Source organism: Enterobacter cloacae complex sp. HYC074_NIDB, from assembly GCF_056673345.1.
On sequence record NZ_CP114214.1, the window covers coordinates 497,708 to 514,772 of the forward strand.

Annotated in this window: 12 protein-coding genes and 3 tRNA genes; 11 read left to right on the forward strand and 4 right to left on the reverse strand. The window is 56.4% G+C overall.

Annotated elements, in window-relative coordinates; genetic code table 11:
* Positions 1 to 203 precede the first annotated feature (203 nt).
* Both epmA and yjeM read left to right on the forward strand, forming a co-directional pair.
* The gene (epmA, locus tag O1724_RS02430) at positions 204 to 1,181 is read left to right on the forward strand and encodes an elongation factor P--(R)-beta-lysine ligase (protein ID WP_003855960.1); all 978 of its coding nucleotides are present in this window, start codon (positions 204 to 206) and stop codon (positions 1,179 to 1,181) included.
* Positions 1,182 to 1,359: 178 nt separating this feature from the next.
* The gene (gene yjeM, locus O1724_RS02435; RefSeq protein ID WP_126297135.1) at positions 1,360 to 2,859 is read left to right on the forward strand and encodes a glutamate/gamma-aminobutyrate family transporter YjeM; all 1,500 of its coding nucleotides are present in this window, start codon (positions 1,360 to 1,362) and stop codon (positions 2,857 to 2,859) included.
* A 36-nt stretch (positions 2,860 to 2,895) separates the two neighbouring features.
* On the opposite strand, the gene mscM is transcribed toward yjeM, so the two are convergent.
* From mscM to rsgA, 3 genes are all read right to left on the reverse strand, one after another.
* On the reverse strand, positions 2,896 to 6,219 hold the full coding sequence (gene mscM, locus O1724_RS02440) for a miniconductance mechanosensitive channel MscM (RefSeq protein ID WP_003855962.1): 3,324 nt from the start codon (positions 6,217 to 6,219) through the stop codon (positions 2,896 to 2,898).
* A 19-nt stretch (positions 6,220 to 6,238) separates the two neighbouring features.
* Positions 6,239 to 7,207, reverse strand: coding sequence for an archaetidylserine decarboxylase (asd, locus tag O1724_RS02445; RefSeq protein WP_032645928.1), 969 nt, complete (start codon positions 7,205 to 7,207; stop codon positions 6,239 to 6,241).
* Between the two features lie 97 nt (positions 7,208 to 7,304).
* Positions 7,305 to 8,357: a small ribosomal subunit biogenesis GTPase RsgA gene (gene rsgA, locus O1724_RS02450; protein WP_003855964.1), complete on the reverse strand. Its 1,053-nt coding sequence runs from the start codon at positions 8,355 to 8,357 to the stop codon at positions 7,305 to 7,307.
* A 107-nt stretch (positions 8,358 to 8,464) separates the two neighbouring features.
* Here rsgA and orn point away from each other — a divergent pair, with 107 nt between their 5' ends.
* The 4 genes from orn to O1724_RS02470 all read left to right on the forward strand — a co-directional run bounded on the left by orn (position 8,465) and on the right by O1724_RS02470 (position 9,524).
* Complete coding sequence (gene orn / locus O1724_RS02455; protein ID WP_126297133.1) at positions 8,465 to 9,010, forward strand: oligoribonuclease; 546 nt, start codon at positions 8,465 to 8,467, stop codon at positions 9,008 to 9,010.
* Positions 9,011 to 9,206: 196 nt separating this feature from the next.
* A tRNA-Gly gene (locus O1724_RS02460) sits at positions 9,207 to 9,282 on the forward strand.
* A gap of 45 nt (positions 9,283 to 9,327) precedes the next feature.
* Positions 9,328 to 9,403 (forward strand) — tRNA-Gly (locus O1724_RS02465).
* A gap of 45 nt (positions 9,404 to 9,448) precedes the next feature.
* Positions 9,449 to 9,524: transfer RNA gene (locus tag O1724_RS02470), tRNA-Gly, on the forward strand.
* Positions 9,525 to 9,793: 269 nt separating this feature from the next.
* On the opposite strand, the gene queG is transcribed toward O1724_RS02470, so the two are convergent.
* Positions 9,794 to 10,933 (reverse strand): tRNA epoxyqueuosine(34) reductase QueG, encoded by a 1,140-nt coding sequence (queG, locus tag O1724_RS02475; RefSeq protein WP_003855966.1) that lies wholly within the window; start codon positions 10,931 to 10,933, stop codon positions 9,794 to 9,796.
* On the opposite strand from queG, the gene nnr reads away from it, so the two are divergent.
* The 5 genes from nnr to miaA are packed head-to-tail and all read left to right on the forward strand — an operon-like array spanning position 10,932 to position 17,063.
* Positions 10,932 to 12,455: a bifunctional ADP-dependent NAD(P)H-hydrate dehydratase/NAD(P)H-hydrate epimerase gene (gene nnr / locus O1724_RS02480; RefSeq protein ID WP_126297132.1), complete on the forward strand. Its 1,524-nt coding sequence runs from the start codon at positions 10,932 to 10,934 to the stop codon at positions 12,453 to 12,455. The genes queG and nnr overlap by 2 nt on opposite strands.
* Positions 12,448 to 12,909 carry a tRNA (adenosine(37)-N6)-threonylcarbamoyltransferase complex ATPase subunit type 1 TsaE gene (tsaE, locus tag O1724_RS02485; RefSeq protein ID WP_003855970.1) on the forward strand — a complete coding sequence of 154 codons (462 nt, stop codon included), beginning with the start codon at positions 12,448 to 12,450 and terminating at the stop codon, positions 12,907 to 12,909. Before nnr ends, tsaE begins: the two co-directional genes overlap by 8 nt.
* Before the next feature lie 16 nt (positions 12,910 to 12,925).
* On the forward strand, positions 12,926 to 14,266 hold the full coding sequence (amiB, locus tag O1724_RS02490) for an N-acetylmuramoyl-L-alanine amidase AmiB (RefSeq protein ID WP_126297131.1): 1,341 nt from the start codon (positions 12,926 to 12,928) through the stop codon (positions 14,264 to 14,266).
* 9 nt (positions 14,267 to 14,275) lie between these two features.
* On the forward strand, positions 14,276 to 16,120 hold the full coding sequence (gene mutL / locus O1724_RS02495) for a DNA mismatch repair endonuclease MutL (RefSeq protein WP_048209722.1): 1,845 nt from the start codon (positions 14,276 to 14,278) through the stop codon (positions 16,118 to 16,120).
* A complete protein-coding gene (gene miaA / locus O1724_RS02500) occupies positions 16,113 to 17,063 on the forward strand; it encodes a tRNA (adenosine(37)-N6)-dimethylallyltransferase MiaA (RefSeq protein ID WP_003855989.1) in 951 nt (316 codons plus the stop codon). Before mutL ends, miaA begins: the two co-directional genes overlap by 8 nt.
* Positions 17,064 to 17,065: the final 2 nt, after the last annotated feature.

Sequence of the window (17,065 nt, forward strand, 5' to 3'; positions counted from 1 at the left end):
ACAGTATAACCGCGTAGAAGTGAGGGAAATTTGACGTGTTCGATTTTTTTGCTGTTCTGTGCGGTGATTTATCATCGTGATTAATGAATGGCGTCACAGTATTTCTCTGTGCAATGAAAAGGGACTTTTACTGTGCAAAATTTGTCTCTGCCCCGGCTTGCGAGTAGACTTCGTGCCCTTGTCTGAAAACGGAGAAATAACTCATGAGCGAAACGGCCACCTGGCAGCCGAGCGCATCCATTCCAAACCTGCTAAAGCGCGCAGCAATTATGGCGGAGATCCGCCGTTTCTTTGCCGACCGCGGCGTCCTGGAGGTGGAAACGCCGTGCATGAGTCAGGCGACGGTCACGGATATTCATCTGGTCCCGTTTGAAACCCGTTTTGTTGGCCCAGGCCACTCTCAGGGCATGAATCTGTATCTGATGACCAGCCCGGAATACCATATGAAGCGTCTGCTGGCGGCCGGGTGTGGTCCGGTCTATCAGCTGTGCCGTAGCTTCCGTAATGAAGAGATGGGCCGACACCATAATCCGGAATTCACCATGCTGGAGTGGTACCGCCCGCACTACGACATGTATCGTCTGATGAACGAAGTCGACGATCTGCTGCAACAGGTGCTGGATTGCGCGGAAGCTGAAACGCTCTCCTATCAGCAGGCCTTCCAGCGTCATCTGGAAATTGATCCGCTGTCGGCTGATAAAACACAGCTGCGTGAAGTGGCGGCAAAACTGGATCTGAGCAACGTGGCGGATAACGAAGAGGATCGCGACACGCTGCTGCAACTGCTGTTCACCTTTGGCGTTGAACCGCAAATTGGTAAAGATCGTCCGACGTTTGTCTATCACTTCCCGGCCAGCCAGGCCTCGCTGGCGCAGATCAGCACCGAAGATCACCGCGTGGCGGAACGGTTTGAGGTGTACTTCAAAGGCATTGAGCTGGCGAACGGTTTCCACGAGCTGACCGACGCGCGCGAACAGCAGCAGCGTTTCGAGCAGGATAACCGCAAGCGCAACGCGCGCGGTCTGCCGCAGCAGCCGATTGACACCAACCTGCTGGAAGCGCTTAAGGCCGGTTTGCCGGACTGCTCCGGCGTGGCGCTGGGTGTGGATCGTCTGGTCATGCTGGCGCTGGGTGCCGAGCAGCTGGGCGATGTGATTGCCTTTACGGTCGATCGCGCCTGAAAAAATGCCGGGTGGCGCTGTCGCTTACCCGGCCTACTCGGTCATTTAACACTGCCACATTAAAAACTGCTCTTTTCGCTATACACGGGTCTTTTTCTTAAATTGCCTCGGATAGCCACAATATTTGTCTGGTCATCTGCTACCATCCGCGCAGTTTAATTCCGTTTCGGATGGTTATATGTCTCACTCACTCAAAAAAATGACCCTTACCGGGCTCATTCTGATGATTTTTACGTCAGTCTTTGGCTTTGCCAATAGCCCGTCCGCGTTTTATCTGATGGGCTACAGCGCGACGCCGTTTTATATCGTTTCCGCTCTGTTCTTCTTTATCCCGTTTGCGCTGATGATGGCGGAGATGGGCTCGGCGTACCGGAAAGAAGAGGGTGGCATCTATTCGTGGATGAACAACAGCGTCGGTCCGCGTTATGCGTTTATCGGTACGTTCATGTGGTTTTCATCCTACGTCGTCTGGATGGTCAGCACGGCGGCCAAGGTCTGGGTGCCGTTCTCAACGTTTCTCTTCGGTGCGGATAAAACGCAGGTCTGGTCTCTGGCGGGGCTGAGCTCCACGCAGGTGGTCGGTATTCTGGCGGTGTGCTGGATGGTGGTGGTCACGCTGGTGGCCTCGAAAGGCATCAACAAAATTGCCCGTATCACTGCCGTTGGCGGTATTTCCGTGATGTGCCTGAACCTGGTGCTGCTGCTGGTCAGCATCGCCATTCTGTGCCTGAACGGCGGGCATTTCGCACAGGAAGTCAACTTCGTTTCATCGCCTAATCCGGGTTACCAGTCCGGACTGGCCATGCTCTCCTTCGTGGTGTTTGCCATCTTTGCTTACGGTGGAATTGAAGCCGTGGGCGGCCTGGTCGACAAAACCGAAAATCCGGAAAAGAACTTCGCCAAAGGCATTATCTTTGCCGCCATCGTCATATCCATTGGCTACTCACTGGCGATTTTCCTCTGGGGCGTCAGCACCAACTGGCAGCAGGTGCTGAGCAATAACACCACCAACCTCGGCAACATTACCTACGTGTTGATGAAAAGCCTGGGGGTGACGCTGGGCAACGCCATGGATCTCGCGCCGGAAACGTCGGCCACCCTGGGGATCTGGTTTGCGCGGATTACCGGTTTGTCGATGTTCCTCGCCTATACTGGCGCGTTCTTCACGTTGATCTACTCGCCGCTGAAAGCGATTATTCAGGGGACGCCAAAGGCGCTGTGGCCTGCACATATGACTCAGCTGAACGCTGCCGGTATGCCTGCCAACGCGATGTGGATGCAGTGCATGCTGGTGTGCGTGTTCATTCTGCTGGTGTCCTTCGGCGGTGATACCGCGTCGGCGTTCTATAACAAGCTGACCCTGATGGCAAACGTATCGATGACGCTTCCGTATCTGTTCCTGACCCTGGCGTTCCCGTTCTTTAAGGCGAAGCAGGATCTGGAACGACCGTTTGTGATCTTCAAAACCCGTGCGGCGACGCTGCTGGCGACCACTGTTGTGGTGCTGGTCGTCGCGTTCGCCAACATTTTTACCGTCATTCAGCCCGTTGTTGAGGCAAATGACTGGAACAGCACGCTGTGGATGGTTGGCGGACCGATCTTCTTCTCGCTGCAGGCAATGGGGATTTATGAGCATTACCGTCGTCGCTCGACGGCCTGTGTAGCAGAAGTGGCATAAAGGATTGACCCCCTCCCGCTGGGGAGGGGGAAAGGATTACAAACTTCCCGCCGGGCGCGTACGCGCCGCTGACGTCAACGTTCTTCCCGTCTTACGTCCGTCCAGCGTTTCCAGACGCATCTGGAACGGTGGGAACGGCATATCAATTCCGTGCTCGCGGAAGCCAGCCAGAATCAGCTGGTGGATCTCGTGGCGCAGCGGCATACGGTGTCCCATCTCGGCGGCGTAGATACGCAGCTCGAAAATCTGGATCCCCTGCTGCAAATCAACCAGGAAGACTTCCGGCGGTGGGTTGTCGATTACCAGCGAACAGCGTTCAGCAGCCGTATACAGGATCTGCGTCACCTCTTCGCTGTTGGCATCCGACGGAGCGGGTACGGTCAGCACCACACGCGTGACGGAGTCGGACAGCGACCAGTTGATAAACTGCTCGGTGATAAATGCCTTGTTCGGGACGATGATCTCTTTACGGTCCCAGTCGCTGATGGTGGTGGCACGGGTGTTGATCCTGGTGACGCTGCCGGTGAGATCGCGGATGGTCACCGTATCACCAATTCGAATCGGCTTTTCAAACAGAATGATCAGACCAGAAACGAAGTTGGCAAAAATCTCCTGTAAACCAAAGCCCAGGCCTACGGTCAGGGCGGCAACCAGCCATTGCAGTTTTGACCATTCGATACCAATCATCGAGAAGCCGACCAGCCCACCAAACAGCATGATTAAATACTTGGTGATGGTGGTGATGGCATAGCCTGTGCCTGGGGTTAAATCCAGATGCTGCAACAGCGCCAGCTCCAGCAAGGCAGGGAAGTTACGTATCAGCTGGGTGGTGATGATCAGCACCAGAATCGCAATCAGCACGGCCCCTAAGGTGATGGGCTCCAGGCTTTCGACTCCCTGCACCGTGGATGTCACATCCCATAAAGAGATGTTCTCCAGGAAGCCAAACGCGGAGTGGATTTCTGACCACAGGTAGATCACCGACAGCAGGGCAACCAGCATCAGAATTGAGCGTACCAGCCGCAGGGACTGAGTACTTATCGCATCCAGATCCAGTTCGACGTCATCAGCGTCTGTAGTCCCTTCGGTGCTGTTGACGTGGTTTGGCTCTTCCTCACCCCGCGCGCGCTGGGCCAGAATTTCTGCGCGACGATGTTTAGCACGGTCAAACGCCAGACGACGACGCTGGATCAGCATGCCGCGGCGGATAACATGGTAGACCACCAGCAGCAGGAACCAGATGGCCACCGACGTTTCCAGTCGGGCGAGCAGCGCCTGCGACGTGGCGAGATAACCGACCGCTGCCGCCAGCATCGCCGCCAGCGGCGCGCTGAGCAGCAGGTTCCACAGCAGACGGTTTAACATGTTATCGCCGCTGCCGGTCTTGTCGAGATAGAGCGGGATCCCGGCGCGTTTCAGGCTGAGCGTCACTACCGCTAACGCCCCGCAGATCAGCATAAAGCACAGCCGTCCCAACGAGCCGGAGAACTCCCGGTCATTGAGATTATCGAACATGATCAACGCCATAATCAGCGGCACAATCAGCCCGATACTCATCAGGTAGTAACGCATCGCCCGCGCAACGCGATTACGCGGCCAGCCAAAGTGAGCGATGAACAGACCATTTGGCCGCGCAAACGTGGCGCAAATCATCACCACCCACAGCAGCGGAACGGTGGCGGTCACGCCATCGCCAATCGCGACGGCAAGCGGGTAGGGCCAGGCTTCACGCAGTCCGTATCCGAGCGTCATCCACAGCACCGGCAGCGGAGACGCGACCAGAATTGACCAGAACACCGTACGCAACGTCAGCCAGAAGTGATCCTGGGTTACTTTTCCCACTCGGGCGCTGGAGCGCTCAAGGAAACGGGTAAAGTGACGACGGGAATAAATACTGAAGCCCACCAGAATCAGCGCCCCCAGCAACGGGAAGATAGTCTCCTTACTGGTTATCATCATTACGCTGGCGAGGCCCAGCTGGCTAAAGGTGTCCAGCGAAATGAGGCGGCGCAGATCCTGCACGATCTCAATCGGCCAGGCGAAGGTCATCGGCCGCACGTCGGACGTCCAGAAAAGGTAACGGTGCGTGGCTTCGTTGACCTCTTTCAGCGCATCCTCCAGCTGGCTATTCGAGACTTTCAGCTTGGTCAGCTCAAGGATCAGCGTATCGCCCCCCTGCAACAGGGAATTGAGCAGTTCGCGTTGGGTGCGCAGCTGCGCTTCCAGAATACGACTTTGCTCGCCGGTGAGCGGCTGTCCGTCAGCCTGACGGATCTGGCGGATTTGCGGCTGCTTGTTGAGGAGATCTTCATAATGAAGACGCTGAACACGCAGCTGCGCCATCTCCGTATCAAGCTGCTGTGGTTTTGGCATCTCTGGCAGACGGGCCACCTGCGCGCGTAACGCTTCGCCCAACAGGTTAGACGAGCCAAGCCACTGGGACTGTTCACGCAGCGTGTTGAGTGCCTGACGAACCTGAAGGGTTTGATTGGTAGCCTGACGCTGCTGCGAGGCCACCAAATCCATGCGCTGCGCCTGCTGATTCAGCGCAGCAGAAAGCTCGCGGTTAACCTTAAACTGGGCGACGATGCTGTCGGGCAGGTTAGCGCTGTTTTCGGCCAGTAATTCTGTGCTTTCCAGAGCACGTTCAGCTTCACGCTGACGCTGGCTGTTGAGTTGATTTCTCAGCGCCTGGAGATACGCATCCAGCTGCTGGCTCTGCTTCTGCGCCAGCTCGGAACGCATCCGCGACAGCTCCTGGCGGTTGTTAGCGGAAAGCTGCGCCAGCTCCAGTTCATCAACCAGGGCTTTTAGTCTGGCGGATTCCGCCTGCAACCCAAGATTTTGCGCCTGATTCTGCGGTGTGCTGCCTGTCTGCGTCCCGATGCGGCGTTCCACCTCATTTAACTGACGGCGGGCATCGGTTTGCTGCTGTGGAAGCTGACTGAGGGAATCGGCAATTTCACGCGCCCGTTCCTGCTCCTGCTGCGCCAGACGGCTTTTTTCCAGCAGCTGGCTGCTGACTTGCAGGATCTCCTGATTCAGCGCCTCGGACGTCATCCCCGCGGGGACCTGGCGTGGTTCATCGCGCAGGTTGTTTAGCTGCGAGCGCAGGGTCTGAGAGAGTTTGGGGAAATTGTCGATAACCTGTTGATACTGCTGCGCGCGCTCAAGGGAACCCTTTCGTTCCTCAAGCGCGTTCAGTGCAGACTGGAGCGACTCAACGGTCTCCGGCTGAGCGGGTTTTGCCGCTTTTGCCTGCTCCAGCTCCTGGGTTATCTGTTTGGCGTCGGGGGCCGTCGCTGCGTACGCCCCCATGCTGAGGCACCAGGCCATCAGTAATACGATAATCGGGCGCACGTCAGCGATCCTTCTGTTGTTAGCCTTCGTCTTTTTTGTCGTCAACCAGCGGGCTGGCGTCGTGCTCGGCTTTGATCTCATCTTCCGGCAACGGGGCTGGCGCAACGTCTGGTGTTGCGAAGACCTCCGTCGATACTGCCAGAGGCTGGCCGAGTTTGGTCACGGACAGGCTTTCCAGCTCGTCGACCAGGTTAACTTTGCCCGGAGCGAACAGGTTGATGACCGTTGAGCCCAGCTTGAAGCGGCCCATTTCCTGACCTTTCAGCAGGGCCACAGAACCTTCTTCTTCGCCGGCAGGCCAGGTCCAGCGCTTGATCACGCCTTCGCGTGGCGGAGTAATGGTGCCCGCCCAGACGGTTTCGATGCTGCCTACAATGGTAGCACCCACCAGAATCTGCGCCATTGGGCCAAATTCAGTATCAAACAGGCAGATGACGCGCTCGTTACGGGCAAACAGGTTAGGAACGTTTTGCGCCGTCAGGTGATTGACGGAGAACAGATCCCCCGGCACGTAGATCATCTCGCGCAGAATACCGTTACACGGCATATGCACGCGGTGGTAATCGCGCGGGGAGAGATAGGTGGTCGCGAAAGTCCCGTTACGGAACAGATCGGCCATTATGTAGTTACCGGCCAGCAGCGCTTCCAGGCTGTAGTTATGGCCTTTCGCCTGCAAAATTTTGTCGTCTTCAATTTTACCCAGCTGGCTGATCACGCCGTCCGCTGGCATCACCAGCACGTTCGGGTCGGTATTCAGCGGGCGCACTTCATCGCGCAGCGGACGCACAAAAAATTCGTTGAAGGTACGATAGCTTGCCGTATCCGGCTTCTGCGCTTCTTTCATGTCGACCTTGTAGTATTTCACGAACAGGTCGATGACCAGTTTGGTCAGCCAGCCCGCTCGTTTGCTCGCGCCCCAGCCCGCCAGGCGAGTGAGCCACAGTTTCGGCAGAATGTATTGAAGCGAAAGTTTAAATGAGTTTAACAAGGTAGCCTCCAGGCCATTGTTTTGTCGTTCCTGATCCGGCATTACGCTGCCGGAACCTGAAAAAAGGGGACGATTTTAGCGACGCTTAGCTTAGTTGTCAGTTATCAGAATCAGAAAAGTTTTTACGCGTTTTTACCTGGTCCATGCTTTCGAGAATACGGTGGTAATTTTCGAAACGGGTTTCCGCAATTTCTCCGTTCTCTACCGCTTCGCGGATGGCGCAGCCCGGATCGTTGTCATGTTTACAGTCGCGGTATTTGCAAGCGCCTAAATAGTCATGGAATTCGACAAATCCGTTAAAGATTTGTTCCGGCTCGAGATGCCAGAGACCAAATTCACGCACGCCCGGGGAGTCAATCACATCGCCGCCGTGCGGGAAGTGATAGAGACGTGAGGCGGTGGTGGTGTGCTGGCCCAGCCCGGAGACGTCCGACACATCGTTGGTCAGGATCTCCTGCTGAAGGCCGAGCAAATTGTTAAGCAGACTGGATTTACCCACGCCGGACTGCCCTGCAAAGATGCTGATGCGGTCGGTTAGCGCATCTTCCAGCGGCTTCAGGCCGTCTTTGGTGCGGCTGGACACCATCAACACGCGATAGCCAATGTTGCGGTAAATATCCATCTGCTCATTGACAAAGGCCATGGCCTCGTCATCCAGCAGATCGATTTTATTCAGCACGATAAGCGGCTCAACCTGTAGCGTTTCGCAGGCCACCAGATAACGGTCAATAATGTTGAGTGAAAGCTCAGGCAAAATCGCCGAAACGATCACGATCTGGTTAATGTTGGCGGCAATGGGCTTCACGCCGTCGTAGAAATCCGGACGGGTCAGAACCGACGTGCGTTCATGCACGGCTTCAACGATGCCTTTAACCGTTACCCCTTCCGCCGCCTCCTTGCCCGGACGCCAGACCACGCGGTCACCGGTCACCAGGGAACGGATGGTGCGACGGATATTGCAACGGTGGATATCCCCGTCGGCAGATTCGACATCGGCGTGCATGCCGAAGCGGCTAATCACAACGCCTTCTGTCGCTTCGCCAAACAGGTTGTCGTCGTAATCGGGCTTCTCCGTAGTGGTTTTAAGACGGCGCTGGTGATTTGCATTCACGCGGCGCTGCTGCCCTTTGGAGAGTTTATTTTTACTCAATCGCGCTGGCTCCTGGTCGCCCGTAGCGGGCAAAACCTCTATGATACACTCTAATTAATACTAGTTAACCTGCTACTGCCGGTTATGCGAGAAGGGTGGAAAATAACATGAGCGCGGACGAAAACAACCTGATTTGGATCGATCTGGAGATGACCGGCCTTGATCCCGAGCGCGATCGCATTATTGAGATCGCCACACTGGTCACCGATGCCAACCTCAATATTCTGGCGGAAGGCCCAACGATTGCCGTGCACCAGTCCGATGACCAGCTTACGCTGATGGATGAGTGGAACGTGCGTACCCATACCGGCAGCGGGCTGGTGGAACGCGTGAAGGCCAGCACCCTGGGCGACCGCGAAGCGGAGCTGGCGACGCTTGAATTTCTGAAGCAGTGGGTGCCGGCAGGAAAATCGCCTATCTGTGGCAACAGCATTGGTCAGGATCGTCGTTTCCTGTTTAAGTACATGCCGGAGCTGGAGTCCTACTTCCACTACCGCTATCTGGATGTGAGCACCCTGAAAGAGCTGGCCCGCCGCTGGAAACCGGAAATTCTCGACGGCTTCACAAAGCAGGGGACGCACCAGGCGATGGATGACATCCGTGAGTCTGTTGCGGAGCTGGCGTACTATCGCGAAAACTTTATTAAGCTCTGATTTTGCGATCCGGCGCCTTGCGTGGCCGGGTTTTTGTCGCTAAATTGTTCAGCTTGCCGATTAAATAAGCACTTGAACTGAATTTCAAAAAAATCGCTTTGAGGGGGGTTGCAGCTAAACGGATTTCTCGTATAATGCGCCTCCCGTAACGACAGAGAATTACACGTTACGACAGCAACAAAAGCAGTACAGATTTGCGGGAATAGCTCAGTTGGTAGAGCACGACCTTGCCAAGGTCGGGGTCGCGAGTTCGAGTCTCGTTTCCCGCTCCAAAATTTGAAAAGTATCGCAAGATACGCCAGCACCAGAACACCCAAGCGGGAATAGCTCAGTTGGTAGAGCACGACCTTGCCAAGGTCGGGGTCGCGAGTTCGAGTCTCGTTTCCCGCTCCAAAATTTGAAAGTATCGCAAGATACGCATAGCACCAGAACACCCAAGCGGGAATAGCTCAGTTGGTAGAGCACGACCTTGCCAAGGTCGGGGTCGCGAGTTCGAGTCTCGTTTCCCGCTCCAAATTCTTCTTCATCTCCAGATTATCCACAGCGAAGTGCTTCGTTGGGGACGTTTTCTATTATGTCTGAAATACTCTTGTGAACAGAGTTATCCACAGAAACGTGATAAAACCAGTCTCTACGAAATGTTAGCAGGGTGAATAATATCTTCGTAATTACCTGTAATTTATGAAGAAAATTTGATTTCAAAATGTTATTGAGATCACTTGACCTGTTTGCCAGAGCTGATGGCGCCTGAATTCTTATTTTTATTCACAGCCTGTGAATATATCACACATCCCGCGGCAGTCCTTTTTCAATCACCCTGACCAGGCGCTGTTTCTTCGGTAACTGCACTTCAACCACGCCGGCATTTCGCTTCTCAATTTGCTGCGCAATCGCCCATTCTATGTGCTCATCAAGAAGTGGGTGCTCACCTCTACGGCTTTCGAGCGCCTGAAGATTTGCCTCATCCCACGGGGCATTCCCCAGCGCAACGGCCACATTACGCAGCCAGCGCAGGTGGCCGATACGACGTATGGCGGAACCCTCCGTCACCTTCAGGAACCAGGCTTCGCTCCAGGCGAACAGTTCGATCAACTGCGGGGCATGTAACGCCTTGCGCGGACTGAAGTCTTCTTCGTCCGTCAACTGTGAATAACGGTTCCACGGACAAATCAGCTGACAGTCATCACAGCCGTAGATGCGGTTGCCAATAAGCGGACGAAACTCCTCTGGAATAGCGCCTTCCAGCTCGATAGTGAGATAAGAGATACAGCGGCGCGCATCAACGGTATACGGTTCGACAATCGCGCCCGTCGGGCAGATGGTCATACAGGCCACACAGCGACCACAACCTTCTTCCACCGGACTGTCTACCGGCAGAGGTAAATCAATCAGTAGTTCACCCAGGAAAAAGAATGAGCCCGCGTCGCGGCTTAAGATAAGTGAGTGCTTACCTGTCCAGCCGAGCCCGGCTTTTTCGGCGATCGGGCGCTCAAGAATAGGCGCAGAATCGACAAAGGGTCTAAAATTCAGCGAAACACAGTGCTGTTGAATGGTTTCCCCGAGCTTTTTTAGACGGTTGCGTAGAAGTTTATGGTAATCACGCCCCAGCGCGTATCGGCTGACGTAACCCAGCGAAGGATTTTTTAGCGTGCGCGCAAAGGCCGCGTTAGCAGGCAGATAGTTCATGCGTACGCTAATAACGCGCAGCGTACCCGGCAACAGCTCGTGGGGGCGGGCACGCATCATACCGTGACGCGCCATCCACTCCATCTCGCCGTGGTATTGTTTATCCAGCCATGCCTGGAGCTTAGGCTCACTGGCAGAGAGGTCGGTGTCAGTAATACCGACCTTCTGGAAGCCCAGTTCAGCACCCCACTGTTTTATTTTTTGCGCTAATTCATTGAGATCGAGGGGCTGTGACATGACGGACCATACTGTGAAGAAAAACCTCGCAAGTATACCACATTCCATCTGGCATGCGGATGACCTCCGTCGGGCCGAGAAAGAGGCCGCAGATAGCCTCGGCATTACCCTTTACGAACTGATGCAGCGCGCGGGCGAGGCGGCGTTTAACGTGGCGCGCACGGCTTATCCGGATGCCTCGCACTATCTGATCCTGTGCGGGCACGGCAATAACGGTGGCGATGGCTATGTGGTGGCTCGTCTTGCGGTGGCGGCGGGGCTGCGCGTCACCCTGATGGCGCTGGAGAGCGACAAGCCGCTACCGGAAGAGGCTGGCATGGCGAGAGAGGCCTGGCTGAATGCGGGGGGCATTATTCATGCGCCTGATATTATCTGGCCCGAGGATGTCGACGTGATTGTTGATGGTCTGCTGGGGACGGGACTGATGCGCGCGCCTCGCGATGACGTCGCCGCGCTGATTACGCGCGCTAATGCGCACCCCGCCCCGGTGGTAGCGCTGGATATTCCCTCCGGCCTGATGGCGCAAACCGGCGCGACGCCGGGCGTGTCGATTGAGGCGGCGCACACCGTGACCTTTATCGCCCTGAAGCCGGGGCTGCTTACCGGGAAAGCGCGGGATGTCGTGGGCACGTTACACCACAACGCCCTGGGGCTGGAAAACTGGCTGATCGGACAGGATACCCACATCACCCGCTTTGATGCCTCCCAGCTTGCACAGTGGCTACCGCCGCGTCGTCCCACCTCCCATAAGGGTGACCATGGCCGACTGCTGATTATTGGTGGCGATCATGGCACGGCAGGTGCGATTCGAATGACCGGAGAGGCCGCGTTGCGCAGCGGCGGCGGATTAATACGCGTGCTGACCCGCAGCGAAAACATTCCGCCCATTATTACCGCGCGGCCGGAGCTGATGGTCCACGAGCTTACCCCGCAGGCGATTGAAAAGGGTCTTGAGTGGGCGGACGTGGTGGTCATTGGTCCGGGCCTGGGTCAGCAGGAGTGGGGTAAACAGGCCCTGCAAAAGGCCGAGAATTTTCGTAAACCGATGCTCTGGGATGCCGACGCGCTTAACCTTCTGGCAATAAACCCGGATAAGCGTCACAATCGCATTCTGACGCCGCACCCCGGCGAAGCCGCACGGCTGCTTAACTGTAGCGTGGCAGAAATTGAAAGCGATCGCTTACTTTCAGCCCAACGTCTGGTAAAACGTTACGGAGGTGTTGCCGTTTTGAAAGGGGCGGGAACCGTTATCGCCAGCGATGATGCGATGGGCATCGTTGATGCCGGTAATGCAGGCATGGCGAGCGGCGGCATGGGCGATGTGCTCTCTGGCATCATTGGCGCATTGCTCGGACAGAAACTTCCCCTTTATGATGCAGCCTGTGCGGGCTGCGTGGCTCACGGTGCGGCGGCTGACAGGCTGGCTGCTCGTTACGGAACGCGCGGTATGCTGGCCACCGATCTTTTTTGCACGCTGCGGCGTGTTGTTAACCCGGATGTGATTGACGTAGAAAATGACTAATCGAGCGATTCCTTTACCTGATGAACAAGCCACTTTAGATCTCGGCAAGCGCGTGGCGCAGGCCTGTCAGGGGGCGACCGTCATTTATCTGTATGGTGATTTAGGCGCGGGTAAAACAACCTTCAGCCGTGGCTTTTTGCAGGCGTTAGGCCATAACGGGAACGTAAAAAGCCCGACCTACACGCTGGTGGAACCGTACACGCTTGAAAATATCATGGTGTACCACTTTGATTTATATCGTCTTGCGGACCCGGAGGAGCTGGAGTTTATGGGGATCCGCGATTACTTTGCCAACGACGCCATCTGCCTGGTGGAGTGGCCGCAACAAGGTGCGGGTGTGCTGCCTGACCCGGATGTCGAAATTCACTTAGATTACCAGGCACAAGGGCGTGAGGCACGCATCAGTGCGGTTTCCTCATCAGGCTGTTCCTTACTGGCGCGTTTAGCCGGTTGAGCGTAGGGATAACGGGATGATTAATCGCGTTAAAGGTTGGGTGCTGGCTGCCACGGTCCTGCTGTGCGCGCAGGTCGGGGCGGCCAGCCTCTCGGATATTCAGGTGTCGAATGGCGATAGCCAGGCCCGCATTACGTTCAGCTTTATGGGCGATCCTGAATATGCTTTCTCACAAATCGACAGCCGCAGCGTGGCGCTCGATATTAAACAGACCGGGGTGATCCATGGGCTGCCGCTCCAGTTCAGCGGCAACAATCTGGTGAAAAGCATCCGTTCGGGAACGCCGAAGGATACGCAGTCTCTGCGTCTGGTGGTCGATCTCACCGAAAAGGGCAAAACGAAGGCGGTTAAGCAGCAAAACGGCGCCAATTATACGGTGGTCTTTACCATTAATGCTGATGTTCCGCCGCCGCCACCGCCTGCACCTGTTGTAGCAAAACGCGTGGAAGCGCCGGTTTATACCCCAAGGCCGTCTGAGCCAGCCCGTAATCCGTTTAAATCACAAAATGACCGACTTACCGCCGTGACCAGCAGCAACACGGTGACGCGTCCGGCGGTCAGCGCGCGGCGAACACCGGTCAGTGGCGACAAAGTGATTATCGCCATCGACGCCGGACACGGCGGGCAAGATCCTGGCGCGATTGGCCCGGGCGGCACGCGGGAGAAAAACGTCACTATCGCCATTGCCCGTAAGCTGCGTGCGCTTCTGAATGACGATCCGATGTTTAAAGGGGTCATGACCCGCGACGGAGATTACTTTATTTCAGTGATGGGACGCTCGGATGTGGCGCGTAAGCAAAACGCCAACTTCCTGGTGTCGATTCACGCGGATGCTGCGCCGAACCGTAACGCCACCGGCGCGTCGGTATGGGTGCTGTCAAACCGTCGCGCCAACAGTGAAATGGCGAACTGGCTTGAAGAGCACGAGAAGCAATCTGAACTGTTAGGCGGGGCAGGCGATGTGCTGGCAAACAGCCAGGCCGATCCGTATCTCAGCCAGGCGGTGCTGGATTTACAGTTCGGTCATTCTCAGCGCGTCGGGTATGATGTCGCCACTAACGTACTGAGCCAGCTGCAAAGCATTGGATCGCTGCATAAGCGTCGCCCGGAGCATGCAAGCCTTGGTGTCCTGCGTTCGCCGGATATCCCGTCGATTCTGGTAGAGACGGGCTTTATCAGTAACCATGGTGAAGAGCGTTTACTGGGAAGCGACAGCTATCAGCAGCAAATTGCCGAAGCGATTTATAACGGTCTGCGTAAATACTTTGACGCGCATCCGCTTCAGTCTGCGCCGCAGGGCGGGGCAGCCCAGACGGCAAGCGCCGCGCTGCCGGGTGAAATGACCGCGACTAATTAAGGAGAGTTCATGCCGATTCAGGTTCTACCGCCGCAGCTCGCGAACCAAATCGCCGCCGGTGAGGTGGTGGAACGCCCTGCGTCGGTGGTGAAGGAACTGGTGGAAAACAGCCTCGATGCAGGGGCGACCCGCATTGATATCGATATCGAACGCGGGGGCGCAAAGCTTATTCGCATTCGTGATAACGGCTGTGGCATCAAAAAGGACGAACTGGCGCTGGCGCTGGCGCGTCATGCCACCAGTAAAATTGCCTCACTTGACGATCTGGAAGCGATAATCAGCCTGGGTTTTCGCGGCGAAGCGCTGGCCAGTATCAGCTCCGTTTCCCGCTTAACGTTGACCTCCCGCACGGCCGACCAGCAGGAAGCCTGGCAGGCCTACGCCGAAGGGCGCGATATGGACGTCACGGTTAAACCTGCGGCGCACCCGGTAGGCACCACGCTTGAAGTGCTGGATCTCTTCTATAACACGCCCGCCCGGCGCAAGTTTATGCGAACCGAGAAGACCGAATTCGGACATATCGACGAGATCATCCGCCGCATCGCGCTGGCGCGCTTTGATGTCACCCTCAACCTCAGCCATAACGGTAAGGTGATGCGCCAGTATCGCGCGGTGGCGGAGGGTGGACAAAAGGAGCGTCGGTTGGGCGCCATCTGCGGCACACCGTTTCTGGAAAAGGCGCTGGCCATTGAGTGGCAGCATGGCGATCTGGCCCTGCGTGGCTGGGTTGCCGATCCGAACGCCAGCAGCGCCGCGTTCGCAGAAATTCAGTATTGCTACGTCAACGGCCGCATGATGCGCGACCGCCTGATTAACCACGCTATTCGACAGGCCTGCGAAGATAAGCTCGGCGCCGATCAACAGCCCGCCTTTGTGCTTTATCTGGAGATCGACCCGCACCAGGTTGACGTTAACGTGCACCCCGCCAAGCACGAGGTGCGTTTCCACCAGTCGCGCCTGGTGCATGATTTCATCTACCAGGGCGTTGCCGCTGTATTGCAGCAGCAGGCAGAGCCAGAGTTGCCGCTGGCAAAAGAAGCGCCCGCGCCGCGCCCACTGCCGGAAAACCGCGTGGCGGCCGGGCGTAACCATTTTGCCGAACCGGCGGTCGCGCGCGAGCCGGCTGCTCCACGTTTATCCCCGGCGGGCAACGCGCCGCGACCAACCGGTGCCAACTATCCCAACGCTCAGCCGGGCTACCACAAACAGCAGGGGGCGCTGTACCGCAAACTGCTGGATACGCCGGCGGTGGAGCATAAAGAGCACATCACGGTTTCAACCCCCTCTCTGGATGGGCATAGCCAGAGTTTTGGTCGGGTATTGACCATTATTGCTCCCGACATGGCGTTGCTTGAACGCGAAGGTAAACTGCTGTTGCTGGCGCTTTCCGTGGCGGAGCGCTGGCTCAAACAGGCGCAGTTAACCCCGGGGGTGAATGCCGCCTGCGCGCAGCCGCTGTTGATCCCCGTTCGCCTGAAAATATCCCCTGAAGAAACAGGGGTTTTGCGGCGCGTGCAGACGCAACTGGCCGAAATGGGGATTGAAATCGTACTGGACGCGCAGCATGTGACAATTCGCGCAGTGCCTTTACCCTTACGCCAACAAAATTTACAAAACTTGATTCCTGAACTGATAGGCTACCTGGCGCAGCAAACGACGTTTGATGCCGCCGATACCGCGCAGTGGATCGCCCGCCATCTGGCCAGCGAGCATGCACCGTGGAGTATGGCGCAGGCGATTACCGTTCTGGCGGAGGTGGAGCGCCTCTGTCCACAGCTGGTGAAAGCGCCTCCAGGTGGTTTGTTACAACCTGTTGATTTACAAACGGCGATGACCGCCCTGAAACATGACTGATGTAAGTAAGGCGAGCCTGCCAAAGGCGATTTTTCTAATGGGGCCAACGGCCTCCGGCAAAACGGCGTTAGCCATTGAGTTACGTAAAGTTTTGCCAGTAGAGTTGATTAGCGTTGATTCAGCCCTCATCTACCGAGGGATGGACATCGGCACGGCGAAGCCCAACGCAGACGAACTGCGTGCGGCACCGCACCGTTTACTGGATATTCTCGACCCGGCACAGGCTTACTCCGCGGCAGATTTTCGCCGCGACGCCTTAGCCGAGATGGCCGAGATTACCGCCGCGGGACGCATACCGCTGTTAGTTGGCGGCACGATGCTCTACTTTAAGGCGCTGCTGGAGGGGTTATCGCCTCTGCCATCGGCCGATCCGGAAGTGAGAGCGAAGATTGAGCGGCAGGCGGCAGAGCAGGGGTGGGACGTTTTGCACAGGCAACTGGAAGAGATTGACCCGGTTGCCGCAGCGCGGATCCACCCAAACGATCCGCAAAGGCTTTCCCGGGCACTGGAAGTTTTTTTCATTTCGGGTAAAACTTTAACGGAACTGACGCAAACGTCAGGAGACGCTCTGCCGTATCAGGTGCATCAGTTCGCCATCGCCCCGGCGAGCCGTGAACTGCTCCATCAACGAATTGAGCAGCGTTTTCATCAGATGTTGGCTTCAGATTTTGAAGCAGAAGTGCGGGCGCTTTTTGCCCGTGGAGATTTGCATACGGACATGCCTTCCATTCGTTGTGTGGGGTACCGCCAGATGTGGTCGTATCTTGAAGGCGAGATTTCATACGATGAAATGGTTTATCGAGGTGTTTGCGCCACGAGACAGTTAGCGAAGCGCCAGATCACCTGGTTACGCGGTTGGAAGGGGGTTCACTGGTTAGACAGTGAAAAACCACAACAGGCGTTAAACGAAGTGATTGAGGTTATTGGTGATATCGCTGACTGAAT